Raw genomic sequence first — 22,059 nt, 5'->3', positions numbered from 1 at the left:
TCATGTGGTTACCGATACCCAGCAGCCCCCGGGTTTCAGGTTTTTATGAGGTTGGAAAAAGCGCGCTCGGTCCCCAGGCGTTAGGCAACGCATTAGAGCGCGCTGCGACTGTTCGGCCTGATCATTTTCTGCGCTGCTTAAACTGGGCACCACGTAAAGGTTTGGCCGCTCCGGGAGTCGGGTTTTTATGGTGTTGTAGTACGGCGCGCCGAGCCCATCCTTGCTGCGGTATGCAGGATAAGAAGAGCCTCGACTCTGCGTGTGCTGCTCTACGCGGTAAAGCATGGCAAGTTCGCCGTGATGGCCGTATGGATCGCCGAACTTGATCACATTCGTCGCGAGGGTCTGGCCCATTGACCATGCGAAACCCAACGTAGTGCCTAAGGGGCCATACAGGTTGTAGAGGTGGTTATCGAGGTCAGCCTCAGGTGGCACACTGGAAATAGTGTCAGTGTCATTAACGTGACGGAAATGACGAATTTCGCTCAACCCTTTTAACGCGTTCAGCGTAAAAGTGCGAGGCATGCCATAGGTATATAAAACGGGGTAATCTTGTTTTAGCGTCGCGGCATGAATCAGGGCTAAAGCGCCGCCAAGGCTGTGCCCGCATATAAACAATTGCCTGCCTAATGCAGCTTTCGGGATTAGTCTTTCAAAATGCTCAGAATATACGTCCTGAGCTATCGCGAAAGCCTTACGGAAGCCTAAGTGCACGCGGCCATCAAGCCCAAGATCCACACACTCTGTTGATGGCGCACACTGAGCATGTAGGGCGGGCTGTACGGGACGAAATGTCAGATCCGTAGCGAGGTCGGGCGCATGAAACCGGTCGAAGTCGGTTCCTCGCCATGACACCAGCACCTGCGTAGTGTTCGCAACGTAAAAAAGCTGAGTGTCACCTTGAGGAGGTCGTTCCTTGGTAGTGTCCATCATCACGCAAGGCTGATACCGGTCGTTAAACGCCACGTCGGTAACCAGACAGGGCCAGTTCTTCCCCCGTCCCAAACCCTGGGAGTTCTCGACAGATCAAGGCACTGCTCGGCAAAAAAATACTCAGGTGACCCGTACAAATTCTCCGCGCGGTTGCTGTACGACAAGATGCTCATCAGTCCCAGGTTGTAGGCATTCGCGAGGCTGTACTTCTGCTCATCATGCAACACCAACGACCAAGCCCGCAGTGGGCAAACTTCCAGTACATGCCGGCAGTTCAGCGCTTCGTATTGCACCGTAAACCCTGAAAACTCAGCGTCCGGAAAATGATAAGCCGGTGGCGGATCCAGCTCTGGCCACGGCGGGTTGAACGCCGGCAGCTCATCACACAACTGCCCTATTCGCAGGTAGTGATAAGCATGCCCCTGCTCAAGTGCCTGCTGTCCCACCGGTGAAAACCCGGGACGCTGCTTTCCGTACAGAGGTTTGCTGTCACTTGCCCCCGGCCGCTCGGGCTCCGGGCGCACCGCGCGCAGCCGCCGCTGTTGCAGGACTTCAGCCAACGGCGCCGCCGGCATTAGCAGTGTTACGTCGAGCGGGTGAAGGTCTTCAAGTCGAATGAAACCCTGGGCATCGGTGCTCCCCGAATATTCAGCAACGCAGCCATCCCGCACTGCCTGATTGGTCGCTCGCCATGGCAGATTTGCCAGCGGCTCGCCGAGCTCATCCACCAGTTGAAACTCAACCCAATGGGTTTTCTGCGGGCCGATGGCCACAGGCTTGTAGGTGCAAAAGATGTCCGTCTGGTGCTGTCTGTCTTTCATGCCGGGTCCTTCCTGATTGAAGATTTGCTGCGGTGATAAATCGTCGCGGCCGATTGCTTGGCGGCAGGCGCGGTGTCGGTAGCCGTTGCGATGCAGATCGCAACCCATCCGGGCGACGGGGCCCCTGAGCGGTGGTCACTGCTCATCGGGCTTGTCATTGGGAAACTCGATCACCACGTTCCCGGGCAATAGCGTGTGAACCGGGATCGTTCTGCCGTCCTTATCGGTCACGCCGGGGAACCGTTCGCCATCCTGGGTGGTGATCAGGTAACGGACGAAGGGGGCGTAACCCTTATCCGAGTCGCTGAGGGTGTAGCCCGCGGCATAGCCCGGCGGTATCGGCGTCGCCGGGGTGGTCAGCGTGGTGGCACCGCCCTTTAGCACGTACGCGGCCCGGTGATGGATGTTCCCCTGGCGCGCCCAGCTCGATTTCTCCATCCTTGATGCGGATGAATGCGCCGCCGCAGCTGAAGACGATTTCTTCGGGCGCAAGGCGCGGCTCCAGCGTCACTTCATCGCGCGCCTCGTCAGCCGAGCCAGACAGCCGCTTAAACCCGATGATGACCCCATCCAAAGTTCGCAGCGGTACAACCGAAGGCACCGGCAAACCACGAATCGCAACAGGCAACGTATAGGGCGCCGCATGCAGACTGAACTGCGCTGTCTTTCCCAGCACCCGATCAGCTCCAATGTCCCGCTCGAAGGAGGTAAATTCAACGCGATAAAGAAACGGCTGACTCAGCTGTTGCTCGCCCTCGAAGGCAAGAACATCGAGCGCAATGGGCAGACGATGAATAACAAGTTTGTGGCGACTGTGATCGAAGAAAGGCGGCATTGCGTTAAGCATGAATGAGCGTCCCTGGCAGGAAAATGCGCCCCTGACCGGTCCATAAAGAACCGATCAACTCATCCATGACAGGGGCTGAAGCGGGCGAAGATGCGGCATTTCAAAGTGTGACTCCAGAGGGGGAGGCACGAAGGAGACGGTTCCAGCGGCATTTACGGACTAATCCTACAAACCCAAAATCGGCAGCAAACCCGACCCCGCTTTCTCTGGCACAATCCCTTTTTTTCGAGCAGGACAGGCCAGAACATGGATCTGAATAACGTTTTTCAGCGCTTGAACACCGGCAGCAAGAAGTGGAGCCAGTACCCCGAAGATGTGCTGCCGATGTGGGTCGCAGACATGGATTTCCCCGTGGCCACGCCCATTGTGCAGGCGCTGAAGAATCGCCTGGAGCACCCGCTGCTGGGTTATTCCGTGCCCCAGCAAGCGTTGCGGGAAACCCTGGTCAAGCATCTCGCTGACCGGTACGGCTGGCAGATCGAGGCGCAGGACCTGGTGTTTCTACCCGGGGTCGAGCCCGGCGTGAACATGGCGCTCCATGCACTGGTCTCGCCGTCCAGCGCGGTGCTGGTGCAGACGCCCAACTATTCACCGTTGCTGCACGCGCCGGCCAACTGGAAATTGCCGCGCATCGATCTGCCCTTCCATGTCGACGCCCGGGGCGAATACCCCACTGACGTCGCGGCGCTGGAACGCGCCCTGCCCGACCATGGCGCGCTGCTGCTGAGCAATCCCCACAACCCGCTGGGCAAGGTATTCGAACGCGACGAATTGCTCGCCATCGGAGAAGCCTGTGTGCGGCGTGATGCGCTGATCATTTCCGACGAGATCCACGCCGACCTGCTGTTCGACGGTCGTCAGCACACGCCGATTGCTTCCCTGAGCCCGGAGATCGCGGCGCGCAGCGTGACGCTGATGTCGGCGAGCAAGGCGTGGAACATCGCCGGGTTGAAGACTGCATTCGCCGTGGTGCAGAACGCCGAGTTGCGACAGCGTTTCAATGCCGGGCGCCTGGGGCTGGTGGACAGCGTCAACGCACTGGGCCTGGAGGCTACCGAAGTCGCTTATCGGGAAGGCGCTCCCTGGCTGGAACAAGTCGTGGCGTATCTGCAGGACAACCGCGATTACCTGGCCGATGCCATCAAAAACCGCTTTCCGGGGATCACGATGCACCTGCCCCAGAGCACGTACCTGGCGTGGCTGGATTGCTCCGGCCTGGGGCTTGAGAGCCCGCAGCGTTTCTTCCTCGAACACGCCAAAGTTGCGCTCAGCGACGGACTTGAATTCGGCGACGACTGCGGCCAGTTCGTACGTCTGAACTTCGGCTGCCCACGGCCAATGCTGGAGGAAGGCTTGGCGCGCATGGAACGCAGCCTGCGCGACATCTGACACCTTTCCCGGCTAAAGCCGGTCCTACATGGCCGTGCTCAGAAGTACTTGAGCCAGGCGATGTCCCGGCGACGCGCCTTGAGCGCCGCGAACCAACTCACCGCCGGCCATAACACGACGGTCAGCACGGCGGCGCAGCCCCACAGGCCCAATACCGAGGTGAACCCGAAGTATTGGCCTTGGGTGGTGCCCCAGATCGCGACCGCGCCGACATAGAGCAACTTCAGCACATACAAGTGCAGGAGGTAGAAAAACATCGGCGCCGCGCCAAAGGTCACCAGTGGTCGCAGCCAAGCCCGGCCCTGTTGCCGCTCAAGCCAGGCCAGCACCAGCAAGCCGACGCCCAGCGTGAGGCTGATGAACAGCAGCGACGGCGGGTACTTGGTCACGTTTAACACGCTCATCAGGGTCTGCGCCGTGGTGTCACCCTCCACCCACGGCTTCTCGCCATAGCCGTTGATGCCGCGCAGTGCGAGAAACAGCGTCAGTGCGCCAAACCCCCAGGCAATCAGGTTGATCTCACGCTTTTCCCCATTCGCGTCGCGACCAAACCACGGCCCGGCGGCGTAACCCACGGCAATCACGCCGATCCACGGCAGCAGCGGGTACGACGTGCGCAGGCGCAGACTGTCGCCGACCTCGATCCAGCCGCGGTCATGCAGAATCGCCCACGGAATGTGCATCGCCGAGCCCACGGCAAAGTGCACGTCATCCAGCAGGTTATGCCCGGCGATGATCGCCAGTCCCAGCGCCGCCAGCACCCCGCGCGGCATTACCACCATCGCTGACAGCGCAATCATGCTCAGGCCAATCGCCCAGATGACCTGCAGGTAAATCACCGTCGGCGGAAACTGGAACGTCCAGGCGAAGTTCACCAGCGTCAGTTCAAGCGCGATCAATACCAGCCCGCGCTTGAACAGAAACCCCGCCACCGCGCCCTTGCCCGCATGCCGTTCGCCGTACAGCCAGGCTGAAAGACCGGTAAGGAACACGAACAGTGGTGCGCAGAAGTGCGCGAGGGTGCGGCTGATGAACAGGTCGACGCTGGTGTGAGCGACGTCCATCGGGTCGCTGACCTGATGGTGCAGAAAGAAGGTCTCGCGCACGTGATCCAGCAGCATGAACACGATGATCAGTCCACGCAGGGCATCGATCGATTGCAGGCGGCCAGGATGGGCGATAGACGTGGCGGGAGATTGCAAGGGGACAGACAGGATTTGCATACGCGATGGACTCTCGAAGCGCGATAACCGGCAGGCCTGTGGGCGGCCTGCAAAATCGGGTTATAACATAACACTTCGGAGCGCCCTGCGCGCAACCAAAATCACGCGCAGGATCCTGCCTGAGGAACACCGCTGCACACGTCACCGGACGCGAGCACCCTGCCCGTCCGGTGACTCGGCTCGCGCTCAGATCAATAACCGAGGGACAGGCCGGTACTGCGACGCGGATCATTGGCACCGTAGAAACGGTTGTTGCCCACAGGTTTGCCGCCCAGCGCCGGCGCGCCGACGAGAATGGCAGCCAGATGGTTCGCGTCTTGGGGACCGGCAAACGTGTGGCCCCAGCTTTCGAGGATCTTTTGGGTATCCGGACTGACGGCGAAGGCCTCCAGATTGGTGGTTTCCGGCATCCACTGCTGGTGGAAGCGAGGCGCATCAACGGCTTCCTGAATATTCATGCCGTAATCGATCACGTTAAGCATGGTCAGCAAGGTGGCGGTGATGATGCGGCTGCCGCCCGGCGTGCCGACCACCATCACCGTCTTGCCGTCCTTGGTGACGATGGTCGGGCTCATCGACGACAACGGCGACTTGCCTGGGGCGATGGCGTTGGCTTCGCCCTGAATCAGGCCGTACATGTTCGGTACGCCGACCTTGGAGGTGAAGTCGTCCATTTCATCGTTGAGGATCACGCCGGTGCTGCTAGCCATCACGCCAGCGCCGAACCAGTCGTTGAGGGTGTAAGTGACGGAAACCGCGTTGCCCCACTTGTCGACGATGGAATAGTGGGTAGTGTTGTTGCCTTCGTGGGGCGCGACGCCGGGTTTGATGTTCTGGGAGATGCCGGCTTTCTGCGGTTCGATGGCGGCGCGAAGCTTGGCGGCGTAGTCGCGGTCAAGCAGATGACTGATCGGGTTTTTGACGAAATCCGGATCGCCCAGGTAGCTGTTGCGGTCGACGTAGGCGTGACGCATGGCTTCGATCTGGTAATGCAGCCCTTGGGCGGAGTGATAGCCCAGTTCCTGCATCGGGTAGCCTTCGAGGATGTTCATAATCTCGCAAATCACTACGCCGCCGGAACTCGGTGGCGGCGCTGAGACCACGTGGTAGCCGCGGTAATCACATTCGATCGGCGCCATTTCGCGGGTTGCGTATTTGTCGAGATCCGCCTGGGTGATGATGCCCTTCCCTGCATGGCTGGAATCGACGATGGCCTTGGCCACCCAGCCCTTGTAGAAACCATCGCTGCCTTTGGCGGAAATTTCCTTGAGGGTTTTGGCAAGGTCTTTTTGCACGAGTGTGTCGCCGACTTGCAGTGGCTGGCCCTTGTTCAGAAAGATCGTGCCGAGGTCTTTGGCGTCGGCCTTGAACTCGTCGGTGGCGGTGCCAAGCAGGTCAACGTCTCCCTGCTCCAGGGCGAAGCCGTTTTCAGCGAGCTTGATCGCCGGGGCAATGACTTCGGCGCGTTTTTTGGTGCCGTATTTGCTGAGCGCCATCTCCATCCCGGACACCGTGCCGGGCACGCCGACGGCCAGGTGCCCCTTGGAACTCAGGTCCGGCACGACGTTGCCGTCCTTGTCCAGGTACATGTTGGCGGTGGCGGCCAGAGGCGCTTTTTCGCGGAAGTCGAGGAAGGTCTTGCGCCCGTCCGCCAGCTGGATGGTCATGAACCCGCCCCCACCCAGATTGCCGGCGGCGGGATAGACCACCGCCAGGGCGTAACCCACGGCAACGGCTGCATCGACTGCGTTGCCGCCGGATTTGAGTACGTCGACACCCACATGGGTGGCCAGGTGCTGCGCGGTGACGACCATGCCGTTTTCAGCAGCGGCCGGCGCCACGGAAGCGGCGTGGGCGCAGGACAGACCAAGGGTGAGCGTCGTCGCAACGAGCGACCTGGCGAAGGGTTCAAACTTCATGGGGGTGTTCTCTTTTTCTTGTGATGGGGAAAAATGGTGGGCAGAGGGTGCCCCGCACTAAACTAGCGCATGGGGGAAAAGTTGCCAGTTATTGCCAAGGACGCGGGCCAGGTTTTTGGCCAAGACCCGGGATAAGACCCGGCATGGGGAATGCCGGGTTCAATGCGCGTGCAGAAGGTAGGACGAAGCGGACTCAGAACCAGCGATCGTTGCGCTTGCGGCCCTTGGTCAGGGACGGGAGGATCAGGCCCAGCAACAGTCCAGCGCCGGCGATGCTGCCGCCGTACACCATGTAACGCATCAGCACCTGATTGTTTTCGTCACCCAGCTTTGCCTGGGTCGTGCGCAAATCCGACTGGGCGCTGGCCAACTGCGCGTTCAGGTCCTTGGTCCGTGCTTCGAGCTCGTCGACCAGTTTCTTGCGCGACTCCAGGGTTTCCTGCATGCCCTGAACCTTGGTCTTCCAGTCGTCGTCGATGGTCTTCAGTTGCGCGCTGAGGTCCGCGGCCTTCTGGGTCAATTGCGGCAAGCGCTCGGCCTGCCCCGGCACTTCCTGCAGGTCCGCGGTGGGAATCCAGACGTTGTCGCCAGCGCTGCCGCGCACTTGGCTGTAGTCGCCCTGGGTGTTGATCAGCTCGACTTTCTGCCCGGACTTCAAGGTGCCGACGATGCGGTAGCCGTCGGTGGGACCGCTGCGTACGTAAGTGCTCAGGGTGTCACTGACCCAGCGATCCTTGCTCGTGGTTTCGGCCAGTGCGAACGGGCTGGCAACGGCGGCGGTTATCAAGGTGGTCAGCAGGCCGGCATTGAGCAAACGGCGTCGAACGCCCGGCACAGGGGTCAAGCGAAGGGAGGCATCGGAGGGAGAAATAGGCATGGATAATCTTCGACAAATTGAAAAGAAGGCCGATGGGCGGGCCGCATGCAAGGGAATAACGCCTGATCGGACAGCGTCGAACAACGCGCTGCAACTGCTGGAATAGGCATCTGGCGCGGGCGAAATTCAGCCGGACGTCGCGGGCCGTAACCCGGGCGTACTGCGCGCGCAGTGGTCAACAGACCATTGAAAAGATGTCAGGTTCAGTGGCGAGGGATGACATTCGTCCGGGATTCGTCCCACAACAATTGTCGGAAGACTTGAAACGACTGTGGGAGCGAGTTTGCTGACGAATGCCTTATCAGGCGACCAGGTCGACTGATGTAAAGCTATTCGCGAGCAGGCTCGCTCCCACAGGTTTGCTAATCAGTTGCTACTCGGCCATTGCGCTGCGTCGAGAAAAACGCGGCTCAATGCAAGGCGTTATCACTCATCGTGTTGCAACTGCTCCACCGTCGGCTTGAGAATCACCACGCCCAGCGGCGGCAGGTTCAAGGACAGCGAGAACGCCTGGCCGTGACTCTTGATCTCGTCGGTGCGCACGCCACCGCCGTTGCCAAAGTTGGAACCGGCATAGACCCCCGCATCGCTGTTGAACAGCTCGGCCCACTTGCCGCTGAACGGAACGCCAACGCGGTAGGCTTCTCGCGGCACCGGCGTGAGGTTGGCGACCACCAGCAACGGCTCGCCTTCCTTGCTCCAGCGCAGGTAGGCATAGACGCTGTTGCCGGCGTCGTCACCAATGACCCACTGGAAACCCTGTGGCTGACAGTCCTGCTCGTGCAGCGCCTTTTCCGTGCGATACAACCGGTTGAGGTCGCTGACCAGCGTGTGCACGCCCTTGTGCTCGGCGTACTGCAGGAAATGCCAGTCCAGCTCGGTGTCGTGATTCCACTCGCGCCACTGGGCAAACTCGCAGCCCATGAACAGCAGCTTTTTGCCCGGATGGGTCCACATGAACGACAGGTACGCGCGCAGGTTGGCGAATTTCTGCCAGCGGTCGCCAGGCATTTTGTCGATCAGCGAATGCTTGCCGTGCACCACTTCATCGTGGGAAATCGGCAGCACGAACCGCTCGGACCAGGCGTAGACCAGGCCAAAGCTCAGCTGGGAATGGTGGTGCTGGCGATGGATGGGGTCCTGCTCGATGTACTTGAGCGTGTCGTGCATCCAGCCCATGTTCCACTTGTACGAGAAACCCAGACCGCCCTGTTGGGTGGGCTGAGAAACGCCCGGCCACGAGGTCGATTCCTCGGCAATAACCAGCGCGCCAGGCGCTTCGATCGCAACCACGTCGTTGAGGTGGCGCAGGAAGTCGATGGCTTCCAGGTTTTCGCGACCGCCGTAACGGTTCGGCACCCACTCCCCGGCGTTGCGGGAGTAATCGCGGTACAGCATTGACGCCACCGCATCCACGCGCAACGCATCAACGTGGAAGTTCTTCAGCCAATGGATACCGGAGGCAATCATGAAGCCGTGGACTTCGGTGCGACCCAGGTTGTAGATCAGGGTGTTCCAGTCCTGATGGAAACCTTCATGGGGGTTGGCGTATTCGTACAGCGCGGTCCCGTCGAACTGGGCCAGACCGTGTGCATCGGTCGGAAAGTGCGCCGGCACCCAATCGAGAATCACGCCGATGTCGTTACGGTGACAGGCATCAACGAATGCGGCGAAGTCTTCCGGTTTGCCGTAGCGCGCACTCGGTGCAAACTGCGACAACACCTGATAACCCCATGAACCGCCGAACGGGTGCTCCATGATCGGCATCAGTTCGATGTGGGTAAAGCCCAGTTCCTTGATGTAAGGAATCAGATTCTCGGCCAGCTCGCGCCAGTCGTACGGGCGATCTGGCTCATCATCGCCGCCGTGGTGCCATTGCCACGAGCCAGCGTGCAGCTCGTAGATCGACAGCGGCTGATGAATGTCGTGCTTGTCGCCCCGTGATTGCATCCACTCGTGGTCCTGCCATTCAAAGGCCAGCGGAGCCGCGACTTTCGAAGCGGTAGCAGGTGGCAACTGAGTGGCCAGGGCCATCGGGTCAGCCTTGAGCGGCAGAACGCCGTGCTGGCCGAGGATTTCGTATTTGTACGCTTCGCCCGGGCCGATGCGCGGGATGAAGATTTCCCACACACCGGTCGGGTGACGGAGGCGCATCGGGTGACGACGGCCGTCCCAGCTGTTGAAGTCGCCGACCACCGAAACACGGCGGGCATTCGGTGCCCACACAGAGAAGCGCACGCCGTCGACGCCATCGACATTCTTGACCTGCGCGCCCAGGGCGCTGCTCAGGTCGCGGTGGTTGCCCTCGGCGAACAGGTACAAGTCCATCTCGCCCAGCTGCTCGCCGAAGCTGTACGGGTCTTCGGTGATTTGCTCGCCGGTGGCCCAGGAGATTTTCAGCAGATAGGGTTCGCGCACCGGAAACTGACCGGCAAAGAAGCCCGGCTTTTCGGTCATGCTCAGCTCGCCGAGGTCACGTTCGCCATCGCGAGACAGCACGCGCACCGCCAGTGCATTGGGCAGATAGGCGCGGATCACCTGGCCTTCAGCGCCATCGCTGTGGGGGCCGAGCATCGAGAACGGGTCGCGGTGCTCCGCACGGATCAACGCGTCCAGGTCGACGGCGCTGGGCAATATCGCGTGGTTGCCATTACCGAATTGGTCAGACGCACTCATTTTCATTCTCCATCAGACAGGTCTAGAAGCCCGCGCAAGCCTTGAAGCGGAACCGACAACCATGTCGGCCGATTCTCGGCCTCGTAGGCCACTTCATAAGCGGCTTTTTCCAAGGTGAACAGCGCCAGCGCAGCAGCCTCACCTTTGGCATCTTTCCAGTCGTGACCCACTTCGACGGTGGCCTTGCGATAACCGTCGAGGAAGGCTTCCCGCGCCTGCTTCAAATACGTTTCGGCCACTTGCTGGCGAGCGGTTTCAGCCTGTGCCGAGGTGTCGGCACTTTGCGCGTTGCGCATGGCCATCGCTGCAGCGTAATCGAAGGAGCGCAGCACGCCGCTGACATCTTTGAACGGGCTGTACTTGGCCCGACGTTCCTGCAGCGGACGCGCCGGTTCGCCTTCGAAGTCGATCAGGTAGGCATCGCCCTTCACCACCAGCATCTGACCGAGGTGCAAGTCGCCGTGGACGCGCATTCTCAAGCCGCCAACGGACTGTTTCGCCAGGGTCTTGACCTGGGCCAGCAGCGCTTTGCGCTTGCCCAGCAGCTCGGTGATGAGCTGCTGATCCTGGGCTTCCAGGGAGTCGCGGTGCTGTTCAAGCAGCTGCAAGGCACGCTCGATCTGCGCCGACACGCTCTTCGCCGAGGCTTCGCTGTCCTTGACGCTGGTGACTTCTGTCTTGAAGTCCGGGTTGTCCGTCGGCGCGCCGAGGATCACGTGCATCTCACCCAGACGCTGACCCAGCAGGCCGGCAAAGTCTTTCAGTTCGATCAGCGCGTTGGCTTGCTGCTCCAGCGCCGATTGACCATGGGCCATGTGATCACGCACGGCGCGTTCGAGGTTGTTCTGGGTCCATTCCCATGCGTCGCCCTGATTGCTCAGGTAACCCTGGGCGATCATCAGCAGGTTCTTCTCGCCCTGCCCGTCGACGCGCACCACCGCGCCCAACAGCGGCGAGATGTGCGGGTAGCCGGCTTCGGTCAGGTACGCGCCCATTTCCAGCTCCGGGTGAGTACCGGCCGCGACACGGCGAATCATTTTCAGCACCAGCTTCTTGCCGACCACCACCGAGCTGTTGGACTGCTCGGCCGAAAGGTAACGCACCTCGGCGTCTTCGTTCAGCCCCAGTGGCGCCAGTTGCGACGTGCTCTGGAACTGCAGTTCACCGTCCGGCGTCGCCAGCACGGTGTTGTCCTGCATGCCTTTGATGACGTTGCGAATGAACGGCTCGAGGGTGAATGCATCGGTGATCAAGCCGACCTGGCGGCCACGACGCACGCGAGACAGGGCCAACTGTTGCGGCAACGCGCTGCTGATGTCGTCTTCCGGCAACAGGCCAAACGGCAACTGATAGCGCGCCGTTTCGCCGCCAGAGGTCACTTCGATTTCGCTCAGCAACGCCGGCCGCACTGTGGAGCCGAAGCGCACGGCGTAGGCAATGTGAATGCTGTCGATGGCCGTGCCCTTGCCGGCGAACCAGCGGCGTTTCGGCAGATAAACCGACAGCGACTGCTGCTCCATGGTCTGGCGCAGGGGTTCTTCGAGCAGTTCTTCCAGGCGCTGCTTGAGCACCAGGGTCGGGAAGTCCGGCATGCTCTGGGCCGGTTCAACGTGCCAGCTGGGCATTTGATTCTCCGCGGCCAGCAAGAACCAGTAGAAGCCATAAGGCGGCAACGTCAGCAGGTAATTGAGCTGGCCAATAGGTGGAAAGGCGCTGCCGCCGAGCATCTCGACCGGCACTGTCCCGGCGTACGGCGCCAGTTCAAGCTCGGCGGCCTGGGACGCGGCCGAGACGTTGGCGACGCACAGTATGATTTCAGTCTTGCCGTCCGGCCCGGTGTACTCGCGGGTATAGGCCAGGATGCGGCGGTTGCTCGGCGAGAGCATTTTCAGGGTGCCGCGGCCGAAGGCTTTCTGCTGCCGGCGCACGGCGAGCATGCGCCGGGTCCAGTTCAGCAGCGAATGCGGGTCATGATCCTGCGCTTCGACGTTGACCGACTGGTAACCGTACAGCGGGTCCATGATCGGCGGCAGCACCAGGCTCGCCGGGTTGGCACGGGAGAAGCCGCCATTGCGGTCGATCGACCACTGCATCGGCGTGCGCACACCGTCGCGGTCGCCGAGGTAGATGTTGTCGCCCATGCCGATTTCGTCGCCGTAATACAGGGTCGGCGTGCCGGGCATGGACAGCAGCATGCTGTTCAGCAGCTCCACGCGGCGGCGGTCACGTTCCAGCAACGGCGCCAGACGACGACGGATGCCCAGGTTGATCCGCGCGCGACGGTCCGAGGCGTAGTAATTCCACAGGTAATCGCGCTCGCGGTCGGTGACCATCTCCAGCGTCAGTTCATCGTGGTTACGCAGGAAGATCGCCCACTGGCAGTTCTCCGGGATTTCCGGGGTCTGGCGCAGGATATCGGTGATCGGGAAACGGTCTTCCTGGGCCACTGCCATGTACATGCGCGGCATCAGCGGGAAGTGGAACGCCATGTGGCATTCGTCGCCGTCCTTGCCCTTGCGATCGCCGAAGTACAGCTGGGTGTCTTCCGGCCACTGATTGGCTTCGGCCAGCAACATGCGGTCGGGGTAGTTCGCGTCGATTTCGGCACGGATCTGCTTGAGGACCTGGTGGGTCTCCGGCAGGTTTTCGTTGTTGGTACCGTCGCGCTCGATCAAGTACGGAATCGCATCCAGACGCAGGCCGTCGATGCCCATGTCCAGCCAGTAGCGCATGACCTCGATCACCGCTTTCATGACCTGCGGGTTGTCGAAGTTCAGGTCCGGCTGGTGGGAATAGAAACGGTGCCAGAAGTACTGCTCGGCCACCGGATCCCAGGTCCAGTTGGACTTCTCGGTGTCGAGAAAGATAATCCGGGTGCCGTCGTATTTCTGCGGGTCATCGGACCAGACGTAGAAATCCCGCGCCTTGGAGCCTTTCTTGGCATGCCGCGCGCGCTGAAACCACGCGTGCTGGTCCGAGGTGTGGTTAATGACCAGCTCGGTGATCACCCTCAGACCACGGTTGTGGGCCTCGGCGATAAATTTCTTCGCATCGGCCATGGTGCCGTAATCGCTGTGCACGCCACGGTATTCGGAGATGTCATAGCCATCGTCGCGGCGTGGCGACGGGTAGAACGGCAGCAGCCAGATGGTGTTGACGCCCAGCTCGGCAATGTAGTCGAGCTTGGCGATCAGGCCCGGGAAGTCACCGATGCCATCGTCGTTGGAATCGAAAAACGATTTCACGTGGACTTGGTAAATCACCGCATCCTTGTACCAGAGCGGGTCTTCGATAAAGGCAGCGTTGCGGGGTTTCTTTGCCATGACCACATCCTTTGAATTATTGGTTTGTGGCTTTGATGCGCCAGATACCGAACGGCTGGTAAGACGGGTCCAGGCGCATGAACTGGTACTTGCCATACCAGGTCCAGGAATGCCCGGTCATCAAGTCTTCGCCCAAGGTCGCGGCGTCATCAGGCAGGCCCATTTCCCACAGTGGCAGCTCGAACGTCGCTTCCTGCACGTTGCGCGGATCGAGGTTCACGGCGACCAGAATGAAGTTGCTGCCATCCGCGGTGCGCTTGCCGAAGTACAGGATGTTGTCGTTGTACGCGGTGTATATCTTCAGGCCCAAATGCGTCTGCAGTGCCGGGTTCTGGCGACGGATGCGGTTCAGCTGGGCGATCTCGGCAATGATGTTGCCGGGTGCGGTGAAATCGCGAGGACGGATCTCATACTTCTCGGAATCCAGGTATTCCTCTTTGCCCGGCACCGGCGCCGATTCACACAGCTCGAAGCCCGAATACATGCCCCACAAGCCCGAACCCATGGTCGCCAGCGCCGCGCGGATCAGGAAGCCCGGACGACCTGAGTCATGCAGGAACGGCGGGTTGATGTCCGGCGTGTTGACGAAGAAATTCGGGCGGTAACACTCGCGCCATGGCGACTCGTTGAGCTGAGTGAAGTACTCGCTCAGCTCGGCCTTGGTGTTGCGCCACGTGAAATAGGTGTAGCTCTGGGAATAACCGACCTTGCCCAGGCGCGCCATCATCGCCGGCTTGGTAAACGCCTCGGCCAGGAACATGACTTCCGGGTGCTGGCTGCGCACATCGGCAATCATCCATTGCCAGAACGGCAGCGGCTTGGTGTGCGGGTTGTCGACGCGGAAGATCTTCACGCCCTCTTTCACCCAGCCGAGGATCACGTCACGCAGCTCGGTCCACAGGCCCGGAATCGCGTCCGGCGCATAGAAGTCGACGTTGACGATGTCCTGGTATTTCTTCGGCGGGTTTTCCGCATAGCGGATGGTGCCGTCCGGACGCCACGAGAACCAGCCCGGGTGTTCCTTGAGCCACAGGTGGTCCTGGGAGCACTGGATGGCGAAATCCAGGGCGATTTCCAGGCCGTGTTCAGCCGCTGCGGCGACCAGTTCGCGGAAGTCCTCGCGGGTACCCAATTGCGGGTGAATCGCGTCATGCCCCCATCCTCGCTGCCGATGGCGTAGGGGCTGCCCACATCATCCGGCCCGGCGGTCAGGGAGTTGTTAGGGCCTTTGCGGTGAGCGCGGCCGATCGGGTGGATCGGCGGGAAGTACAGCACGTCGAAGCCCATGTCGCGAATCATCGGCAGGCGCGAGTGGACGTCCTTGAAAGTGCCGTGGCGCTTTTTGTCGTCGGTGATCGAGCGCGGGAACAGCTCGTACCAGCTGGCGAACTGAGCCAGCTCACGTTCGACGTCCAGCGGGAATTCCAGGCTGCGGCTGAGGAACGCGTGGTTATCCGCCTTCGCCATAATGGCAGCGGCTTCACTGCTCAACAGCAAAGCGACTTTGGCCTCGTTTTCCGTAGCTTCACCGAGGCGCTTGATCAGGCTGTCGAGCTGGCCGCGCAATTCCAGGGTGCTGCGCTCGGCGGCGTGCACCAGGTGCAGGCGCCCTTCTTCCAGCTCCAGATCGATGGTCACGCCAGCGGCGTATTTCTTTTCCAGCTCGTAGCGGTAGCTGCCGAACTGATCGATCCAGGCTTCGAGGCGATAGACATAGCGGGTAAAGGTCGGCGGGGTGAATTCGCCCACCCAGCTGTCATTGCCCAGTTCGCGCATGGGCACTGACTGCCATTCTTCATCGTCAACGGCACGGTAGACGATACGTACGGCCATCTTGTCATGGCCGTCCGCGTAGATTTTGCTGGTGACCGTGACCGGCTGACCGACAACGGCCTTGGCCGCCAGCTGACCGTTATCGATCACCGGCTGGGTGTCCTCGATCACGATCCGCGGCAGCTGCAAGGCTTGGGTCAGGGGTATCGGGTGGATAGAGTGGAGAACATCGTTGGCCAGGGAATCCGGACCGTACGGCTGATCAGCAGTATCATTCATCGAGCATCACTCCTCACGCCCAGGGACGCCCACCATGGGGCGTCCATTGCTTCAGCGTCTTTGTCCATAACATAAGAGAGAGCCACGGGATCAACGCATCCGGACGTGGCAGCATAGGTTCCGAACGCCAGCGTCGGGCAAAAGTTCAAACAGCTTGCGTGACGTTTGATCAGGCCACCGCGGCCATAATGGCAGGCCAAGTGCTCCGGCGCCGCGGGGTGACCGGGCGGATTGAGTGAATCATTGTCAGGGCGCTGCGGTCGACATGTTTGCGTGATGGCGGGTGTAATGCCGCGTCACCTGACACGCCCTTCTCGACGAACCCAAGGAAGCGACGACCATGAGCATTCCCGTTCCCGCAGAAACGCCCGACCCGAACATAGACGATCCCGAACTGCCAGTGCCCAAGCCCGAGGAGCCACCGTCACCGCTGATGCCACCGGTGATCGAGCCGCCTGTAGGTGATCCGCCGAGCGGCGAGCCCCGGCAATTCTGGATGACACGTTTCCTGAGTGATTCACTGACCCGACGCGGTGTTGTAGGACCGGCTTCAGCCGGGAAGCTTTTAAATGGCACGCCGCGATTTTGAGGGTGCGCCAACTGGCCCATTCCCGGCTGAAGCCGGTCCCGCTATTAATCAGCCTTCACACCCGCGATATCCTGACTAACGACCGGTTTAAGGCTCCTGCGCATCACCACCCGTGCGGCGGGCCGGGTCCTTGGCGCGTTCTTCCGGGGATTCAAAGCGCCTCACAATTCGCGGCATCAGACTGAAAATCCCCAACGCAAGCACCGTACTCAGCACCGCCGTCATCTCCCTGCCCATTCCCGCCGCGATACCGATCGCCGCCGTCATCCACAGACCGGCTGCCGTGGTCAGGCCCTTCACTTGAGTCGCGTTGAGCGCATCGCCCTTGAGGATGGTCCCGGCCCCGAGAAAGCCGATCCCCGCCACAATGCCCTGCACTACCCGGCTGAGTGCGGCGTCGTCGGCGCCGGCCATGCGGGGCACCAGCACAAACAATGCAGCGCCCATGCACACCAGCATGTGGGTGCGAACCCCGGCCGCCTTGCCCTTGTGCTCCCGCTCGAAACCCAGAATCCCGCCCAGCAGCGCCGCGATCACAAGGCGTATGGTCACGCGGGTGATCTGCCCGGCATCCGTGATATCAGAAAACTCGGCCTGCAGTGTTTCCACCACTTCTTCCCACCAGGCATTCATCAGTGCATTCCCCCTCATTCACCGTCAGTGCGGTATGGACCGCAGCGGGGTTCGAGAGTGCGGGAGGCCGTGTCGAGCCCTGGCGTCTGAGCCGGTTGTTGTGCGCCAATCTGCATCTGTACTAATCCGCGCGTCGCGAGCATATTCCGACGCTGCAAACGGGTCATCCGCCCTTCCCGCTCGCCGGCCATGCATGGCTGCTGCACCCTAAAGCCACTCTGCACGAGCCCACCATGAAGCGTTATGAAAAGTTTGCCGATGACATTGCCGAGCTGATTCGCACCGGGGTGCTGGCTGCAGGTCAGCGCGTGCCGTCGGTGCGCTATGCCAGCCAGACACACGGCATCAGCCCGTCGACGGTGTTCCAGGCCTATTATCTGCTGGAGCGGCGGGGTCTGATCCGGGCGCGCCCGCGTTCAGGCTATTTCGTCAACGACAGCGTCCGCCTGCAAGGCTTGGGCGATCCGGCTCCGGATCAGGACGCGCGCCCTGCGCCCCAGGTGAGCGAATCCACCGAAGTCGACGTCAGCGACCTGGTGTTCTCCGTACTTGAATCGATCAAGGACCCGAACATCGTGTCATTCGGCTCCGCCTTTCCCAGCGCCGGGCTGTTCCCGCTGCAGCGCCTGGCCCGCTCTCTCGCCAGCGCCACCCGCGACATGGACCCCGGCATGGTGGTCAGCGACCTCTCGCCCGGCAATCCGGCCCTGCGCCGGCAGATCGCGCTGCGTTACATGGTCGCCGGGCAGATGTTGCCCATGGACGAACTGTTGATCACCAACGGCGCCCTTGAAGCCCTGAATCTGTGCCTGCAAGCGGTGACCGAGCCCGGTGATCTGGTGGCCATCGAGGCCCCGGCGTTCTACGCCTGCCTGCAGGTGCTCGAACGGCTCAAGCTCAAGGCGGTGGAAATTCCGGTGCACCCGCAACAGGGCATTGACCTGGCGGTGCTGGAACAGGCGCTGGAGCGTTACCCGATCAAGGCCTGCTGGAGCATGACCAGTTTCCAGAACCCGACCGGGGCGACGGTGCCCGAGTTGCGAAAGCGGGAGCTGGTCGAGCTTTTGCGCAAGCATGAAGTGCCGCTGATCGAGGATGACGTCTACGCCGAGCTGTATTACGGCCAGCACGCGCCGAAACCGGCGAAGGCGTTCGACACCGAAGGTTTGGTGCTGCATTGCGGCTCGTTCGCCAAGAGCCTCGCGCCTGGTTATCGGGTGGGATGGGTGGCCGCCGGGCGTTATGCGCAGAAGGTCGAGCGGCTGAAAATCATGACCTCGCTGTGCGCCTCAATGCCCGCCCAGGCCGCCATTGCCGATTACCTGCAACACGGTGGTTACGACCGCCACCTGCGCAAATTGCGCCACAGCCTGGAAGATCAGCAGCGGGCGATGCTTGGCGCCATCGCCCGGCACTTCCCCGCGCAGACCCGCGTCAGCCAGCCCACCGGCGGGTATTTCCTTTGGGTTGAACTGCCGGAACAGATCGACTCGCTGAAAGTGTTCCAGGCCGCACTCGCCCAGGGCATCAGCATCGCGCCCGGGCCGATGTTTTCGCCGACGCGGCGCTTCAAGCACTTCATCCGCTTGAACTACGGCAGTCCTTGGGGTGACACGTCTGAACGGGCGATGGAGACACTGGGGAAGATTATTCGCTCGATGATGGGTTAAACAGTGCCGGGCGAAGGGGCAGCGCTGCAAATCTTAAGTGCCAGGACTGGCCCCTTCCCGGCTAAAGCCGGTCCTACAAGGGACCGCGTGCAGTCAGCGGAATTGAATGTGAACGCGGATGTAGGACCGGCTTCAGCCGGGAAGACGGCGGCACATTCAGCGGTGACTACCGACCGCCGCCCAGATCAATGAACGACCCCGTCGAATAGGACGCCTTGTCCGACAGCAGCCACAGAATCGCTTCCGCCACTTCATCGGCCAACCCGCCACGGCCCATGGGAATGGTCGGTTCCAGCTTGCTGACGCGGTGGGGGTCGCCACTCAAGGCGTGGAATTCGGTGAAGATGTAACCGGGGCGTACGGCATTGACTCGTACACCCTCGCCCGCGACTTCCTTGGCCAGCCCGACCGTGAAGGTGTCCAGCGCGCCTTTGGACGCCGCATAATCCACATACTCGCCGGGGAGCCGAGCCGTGCGGCCACGGACGACACGTTGACAATGCTGCCGCCGCGACCGCCATGGCGAGGCAGCATGCGCAGCAACGCGTGTTTGCTGCACAGCATCGGCCCGACGACGTTGCTCATCATGATCTTCAGCAGACGAAATTCGGACATCGTGTCCAGCCGCGAGGCCTCGCCCACCGTGCCGGCGTTATTGACCAATGCAGTGATCCGCCCCAGCTCGGAATCGACCCGGCCAAAGAGCCGAATGATTTCGTCCTCGTTGCTGACGTCTGCCTGCACCGCAATGGCATGCCCACCCGTTTCGCGAATCTGCCCGCACAGCCGCTCGGCCGACACGTGATCAGACAGATAGTTGATGCAAACGCGATAACCCTGCGCCGCTGCCAGAACCGCCGTCGCGGCCCCGATGCCCCGGGAGCCGCCCGTGATGAGGAGATTTTTATCCATAAACGTTCCCAGTCGATCATTGCGTAAAGGTGGGGTGGGCATTGGCACTCAATCGGTGATTTCGCTGAGTCGACGCCGGGAGGCTTCAATGTCCGCCATGAACCGTTCAGGCGGCAACGGATACCCCAGCAGAAAACCCTGCAACGAGTCACAACCCAGTCGCGTGAGGAAACTTTGCTGGCTGGCGGTCTCGACACCCTCTGCGACGATGCGCAGGTTGAGGGCCTGGCCCAGCGCAACGATGGCCGAGACAATGGCGGCGTCGTCGCTGTCGTGCTCCAGGTCGCGGACGAAACCGCGGTCGATCTTCAACTCGTTGGCCGGCAGGCGCTTGAGGTACATGAGGCTGGAATAGCCGGTGCCGAAATCGTCGATGGACAGGTCAACGTCCATGTCCGACAGCTTCTGCAGCACGGTCATGCTGGCGTCGGCGTCACTCATCGCGGTGGTTTCGGTGATTTCCAGGGTCAGGCAATTGGCCGGCAGCCCATGGGTGGCCAGTGCGTCTGTGACGGTCTCGACCAGCCCGACGTGACTGAACTGCAGCGCCGACAGGTTCACCGCGATGCGCCAGTCAGTGTAGCCAGCGTCGTACCAGCGCTTCATCTGCCGGCAGGCCTCGTTCAGTACCCACTCGCCGATCGGGATGATCAACCCGGTTTTTCCGCCAGACCCATGAATGTGTCCGGCATCAGCAGCCCGAGCTGCGGATGATTCCAGCGCATCAGTGCCTCGGCACCGATCGGCCGGTGGGTGCCTGCAGAGAACTTCGGCTGGTAATGCAGGCAGAACTGCCCTTCGCGCAGCGCCAGGCGCAGGTCCTGCAACAGCTGCAACTGATTGCGCGCGTTGGTGTTCATCGACGCGTCGAAGAAGCTGTAGCCGTTCTTCCCGGCGCTCTTGGCGTGGTACATGGCGGCGTCGGCGTTCATCAGCAGTTCCTGCTGGGTGCGGCCGTTGCCCGGGTACAGGCTGATGCCGATGCTCACCGTCACCTGAAGATCATGTTCCTGCACGCTGAACGGCTGGCTGACCAGGGCTACCTGGCGCGAGGCGACGCTGACCGCCTCTTCGCCATCATCCAGTTCGACCAGCAGCACAAACTCATCGCCGCCGATGCGCGCCAGTGTGTCGTGGCGATGAAAGTTTTCGCGCATGCGCACGGCCACCGCCCGCAGGAGCTGGTCGCCGACGTGATGACCGAATGCGTCGTTGACCGGCTTGAAGCCGTCCAGATCCAGAAACATCAGCGCGAACATGCCGCCCTGGGCGTCCACTTTGTGCATGGCCTGATCAATGCGATCGGCCAGCAGAATGCGATTAGGCAACCCGGTGAGGTTGTCGTGCAGGGCCAGTTGCGTCAGCTCGCGATTGGCTTCTTTCAGCGACAGCGACAATTGGGCGGTGCGCGCCGCCATGCGCGCATCCAGTACGGAGGTCAACAAGGTAATGCCCAGCACCGTGAGGCTGGTGATCAATACCAGCTTGTCCAGACCGTCGGGATGCAGGCCACCGGGCATCGCGCCGCAGAAACTGCCGGCCGGGAAGTTGGCGGCGGTCATGGCGGTGTAGTGCATGCCGAGGATGGCGAAGCCCATGATCACCGCCGCACCGCTGCGGGCCAGACGCACGTAAGGGGTTTCCTTGCGCAGCCGCACGGCGATGCTCAGCGCTGCGGCTGACGCGGTGACGGCAATCACCAGCGACAGGCCGAACAAGGTGGGGTCGTAGTCGATGCCCGGCTGCATGCGCATTGCCGCCATGCCGGTGTAATGCATGGTGCTGCTGCCCAGGCCCATGACGAATGCGCCGAAGACAATGTTCAACACCGGAACGCGATCGTGACTGACCAGCCACAACGCAAGACCGGAGGTAAAGATGGTGATCAGCAGCGACAGCAGTGTCAGCGGGATGTCGTACGCCAGCGGGATGGGCAGCGTGAACGCAAGCATGCCGATGAAATGCATGGACCAGATGCCGACACCCATCGAAAGCGCCCCGCCGCACACCCACAGCATTCTTGCCCGACCGCTGGCCGAGGCAATGCGCCCCGCCAGGTCAAGGGTCGTATAGGACGCGAGAATCGCTACCAGGACTGAAATCAGAACCAGCGAGTAGGTGTAATGGCCTATCAACATGGGCTGGCCCTTGGCTCAACGAAATTCGGCTTTTCAGCCCTGATGAATGGGGCGGCG

At 61.4% G+C, this 22,059-nt stretch carries 12 protein-coding genes and 4 pseudogenes; 3 read left to right on the top strand and 13 right to left on the bottom strand.

What is annotated here, in order from left to right:
- The 4 genes and pseudogenes from JN403_RS25580 to JN403_RS25570 form a co-directional block, all read right to left on the bottom strand.
- A complete protein-coding gene (locus tag JN403_RS25580; protein WP_240356615.1) occupies positions 1-966 on the bottom strand; it encodes a lipase family protein in 966 nt (321 codons plus the stop codon).
- Positions 933-1,862: a hypothetical protein gene (locus tag JN403_RS25575; protein WP_240356613.1), complete on the bottom strand. Its 930-nt coding sequence runs from the start codon at positions 1,860-1,862 to the stop codon at positions 933-935. The genes JN403_RS25580 and JN403_RS25575 overlap by 34 nt, the downstream gene beginning before the upstream one ends.
- A 27-nt stretch (positions 1,863-1,889) precedes the next feature.
- Positions 1,890-2,138, bottom strand: coding sequence for a hypothetical protein (locus JN403_RS16960; protein WP_205483357.1), 249 nt, complete (start codon positions 2,136-2,138; stop codon positions 1,890-1,892).
- A gap of 103 nt (positions 2,139-2,241) precedes the next feature.
- Positions 2,242-2,601 (bottom strand): annotated as a pseudogene (locus JN403_RS25570) (type VI secretion system tip protein VgrG); the annotation flags it as partial.
- A gap of 246 nt (positions 2,602-2,847) precedes the next feature.
- Between JN403_RS25570 and JN403_RS16950 the strand changes: the two are divergent.
- Positions 2,848-3,990, top strand: coding sequence for a MalY/PatB family protein (locus tag JN403_RS16950; protein ID WP_205483355.1), 1,143 nt, complete (start codon positions 2,848-2,850; stop codon positions 3,988-3,990).
- A 38-nt stretch (positions 3,991-4,028) separates the two neighbouring features.
- Here JN403_RS16950 and JN403_RS16945 read toward each other — a convergent pair whose 3' ends face one another.
- The 6 genes and pseudogenes from JN403_RS16945 to JN403_RS16920 all read right to left on the bottom strand — a co-directional run bounded on the left by JN403_RS16945 (position 4,029) and on the right by JN403_RS16920 (position 16,060).
- Entirely contained in the window at positions 4,029-5,213 is a 1,185-nt protein-coding gene (locus tag JN403_RS16945; RefSeq protein ID WP_205483354.1) for a DUF1624 domain-containing protein, read from the bottom strand.
- Positions 5,214-5,404: 191 nt separating this feature from the next.
- The gene (ggt, locus tag JN403_RS16940; protein ID WP_205483352.1) at positions 5,405-7,132 is read right to left on the bottom strand and encodes a gamma-glutamyltransferase; all 1,728 of its coding nucleotides are present in this window, start codon (positions 7,130-7,132) and stop codon (positions 5,405-5,407) included.
- Positions 7,133-7,325: 193 nt separating this feature from the next.
- Positions 7,326-8,009, bottom strand: coding sequence for a TIGR04211 family SH3 domain-containing protein (locus JN403_RS16935; protein ID WP_122535252.1), 684 nt, complete (start codon positions 8,007-8,009; stop codon positions 7,326-7,328).
- Positions 8,010-8,435: 426 nt separating this feature from the next.
- Positions 8,436-10,691: a 1,4-alpha-glucan branching protein GlgB gene (glgB, locus tag JN403_RS16930; protein WP_205483351.1), complete on the bottom strand. Its 2,256-nt coding sequence runs from the start codon at positions 10,689-10,691 to the stop codon at positions 8,436-8,438.
- Positions 10,688-14,008: a maltose alpha-D-glucosyltransferase gene (gene treS / locus JN403_RS16925; protein ID WP_205483350.1), complete on the bottom strand. Its 3,321-nt coding sequence runs from the start codon at positions 14,006-14,008 to the stop codon at positions 10,688-10,690. The genes glgB and treS overlap by 4 nt, the downstream gene beginning before the upstream one ends.
- Before the next feature lie 16 nt (positions 14,009-14,024).
- Positions 14,025-16,060, bottom strand: a pseudogene (locus JN403_RS16920) (alpha-1,4-glucan--maltose-1-phosphate maltosyltransferase).
- A gap of 340 nt (positions 16,061-16,400) precedes the next feature.
- Between JN403_RS16920 and JN403_RS16915 the strand changes: the two are divergent.
- Positions 16,401-16,649, top strand: a complete 249-nt coding sequence (locus JN403_RS16915; RefSeq protein ID WP_205487704.1) for a hypothetical protein — start codon at positions 16,401-16,403, stop codon at positions 16,647-16,649.
- A gap of 87 nt (positions 16,650-16,736) precedes the next feature.
- Here the strand turns inward: JN403_RS16915 and JN403_RS16910 are convergent, their stop codons facing one another.
- Entirely contained in the window at positions 16,737-17,282 is a 546-nt protein-coding gene (locus JN403_RS16910; RefSeq protein WP_122535244.1) for an MgtC/SapB family protein, read from the bottom strand.
- A 233-nt stretch (positions 17,283-17,515) separates the two neighbouring features.
- On the opposite strand from JN403_RS16910, the gene mapR reads away from it, so the two are divergent.
- A complete protein-coding gene (gene mapR / locus JN403_RS16905) occupies positions 17,516-18,952 on the top strand; it encodes a GntR family transcriptional regulator MpaR (RefSeq protein ID WP_205483349.1) in 1,437 nt (478 codons plus the stop codon).
- A 166-nt stretch (positions 18,953-19,118) separates the two neighbouring features.
- Here the strand turns inward: mapR and JN403_RS16900 are convergent.
- Together JN403_RS16900 and JN403_RS16895 are read right to left on the bottom strand one after the other, a co-directional pair.
- Positions 19,119-19,864: pseudogene (locus JN403_RS16900) on the bottom strand (SDR family oxidoreductase).
- 48 nt (positions 19,865-19,912) lie between these two features.
- A pseudogene (locus JN403_RS16895) lies at positions 19,913-22,002 on the bottom strand (EAL domain-containing protein).
- Positions 22,003-22,059 lie beyond the last annotated feature (57 nt).

Origin of the sequence: Pseudomonas sp. 15A4 (assembly GCF_016925575.1) — a bacterium.
Lineage (GTDB): Bacteria > Pseudomonadota > Gammaproteobacteria > Pseudomonadales > Pseudomonadaceae > Aquipseudomonas.
This window is presented reverse-complemented; position numbering and strand designations above follow the sequence as displayed.

What these genes read in the sequence shown, in the direction of transcription:
- JN403_RS25575 (WP_240356613.1), bottom strand. Translation starts at nt 1,862, where the DNA reads ATGGGTTGCGATCTGCATCGCAACGGCTACCGACACCGCGCCTGCCGC.
- JN403_RS16950 (WP_205483355.1), top strand. Translation starts at nt 2,848, where the DNA reads ATGGATCTGAATAACGTTTTTCAGCGCTTGAACACCGGCAGCAAGAAG.
- JN403_RS16945 (WP_205483354.1), bottom strand. Translation starts at nt 5,213, where the DNA reads ATGCAAATCCTGTCTGTCCCCTTGCAATCTCCCGCCACGTCTATCGCC.
- ggt (WP_205483352.1), bottom strand. Translation starts at nt 7,132, where the DNA reads ATGAAGTTTGAACCCTTCGCCAGGTCGCTCGTTGCGACGACGCTCACC.
- JN403_RS16935 (WP_122535252.1), bottom strand. Translation starts at nt 8,009, where the DNA reads ATGCCTATTTCTCCCTCCGATGCCTCCCTTCGCTTGACCCCTGTGCCG.
- glgB (WP_205483351.1), bottom strand. Translation starts at nt 10,691, where the DNA reads ATGAAAATGAGTGCGTCTGACCAATTCGGTAATGGCAACCACGCGATA.
- treS (WP_205483350.1), bottom strand. Translation starts at nt 14,008, where the DNA reads ATGGCAAAGAAACCCCGCAACGCTGCCTTTATCGAAGACCCGCTCTGG.
- JN403_RS16915 (WP_205487704.1), top strand. Translation starts at nt 16,401, where the DNA reads ATGAGCATTCCCGTTCCCGCAGAAACGCCCGACCCGAACATAGACGAT.
- JN403_RS16910 (WP_122535244.1), bottom strand. Translation starts at nt 17,282, where the DNA reads ATGAATGCCTGGTGGGAAGAAGTGGTGGAAACACTGCAGGCCGAGTTT.
- mapR (WP_205483349.1), top strand. Translation starts at nt 17,516, where the DNA reads ATGAAGCGTTATGAAAAGTTTGCCGATGACATTGCCGAGCTGATTCGC.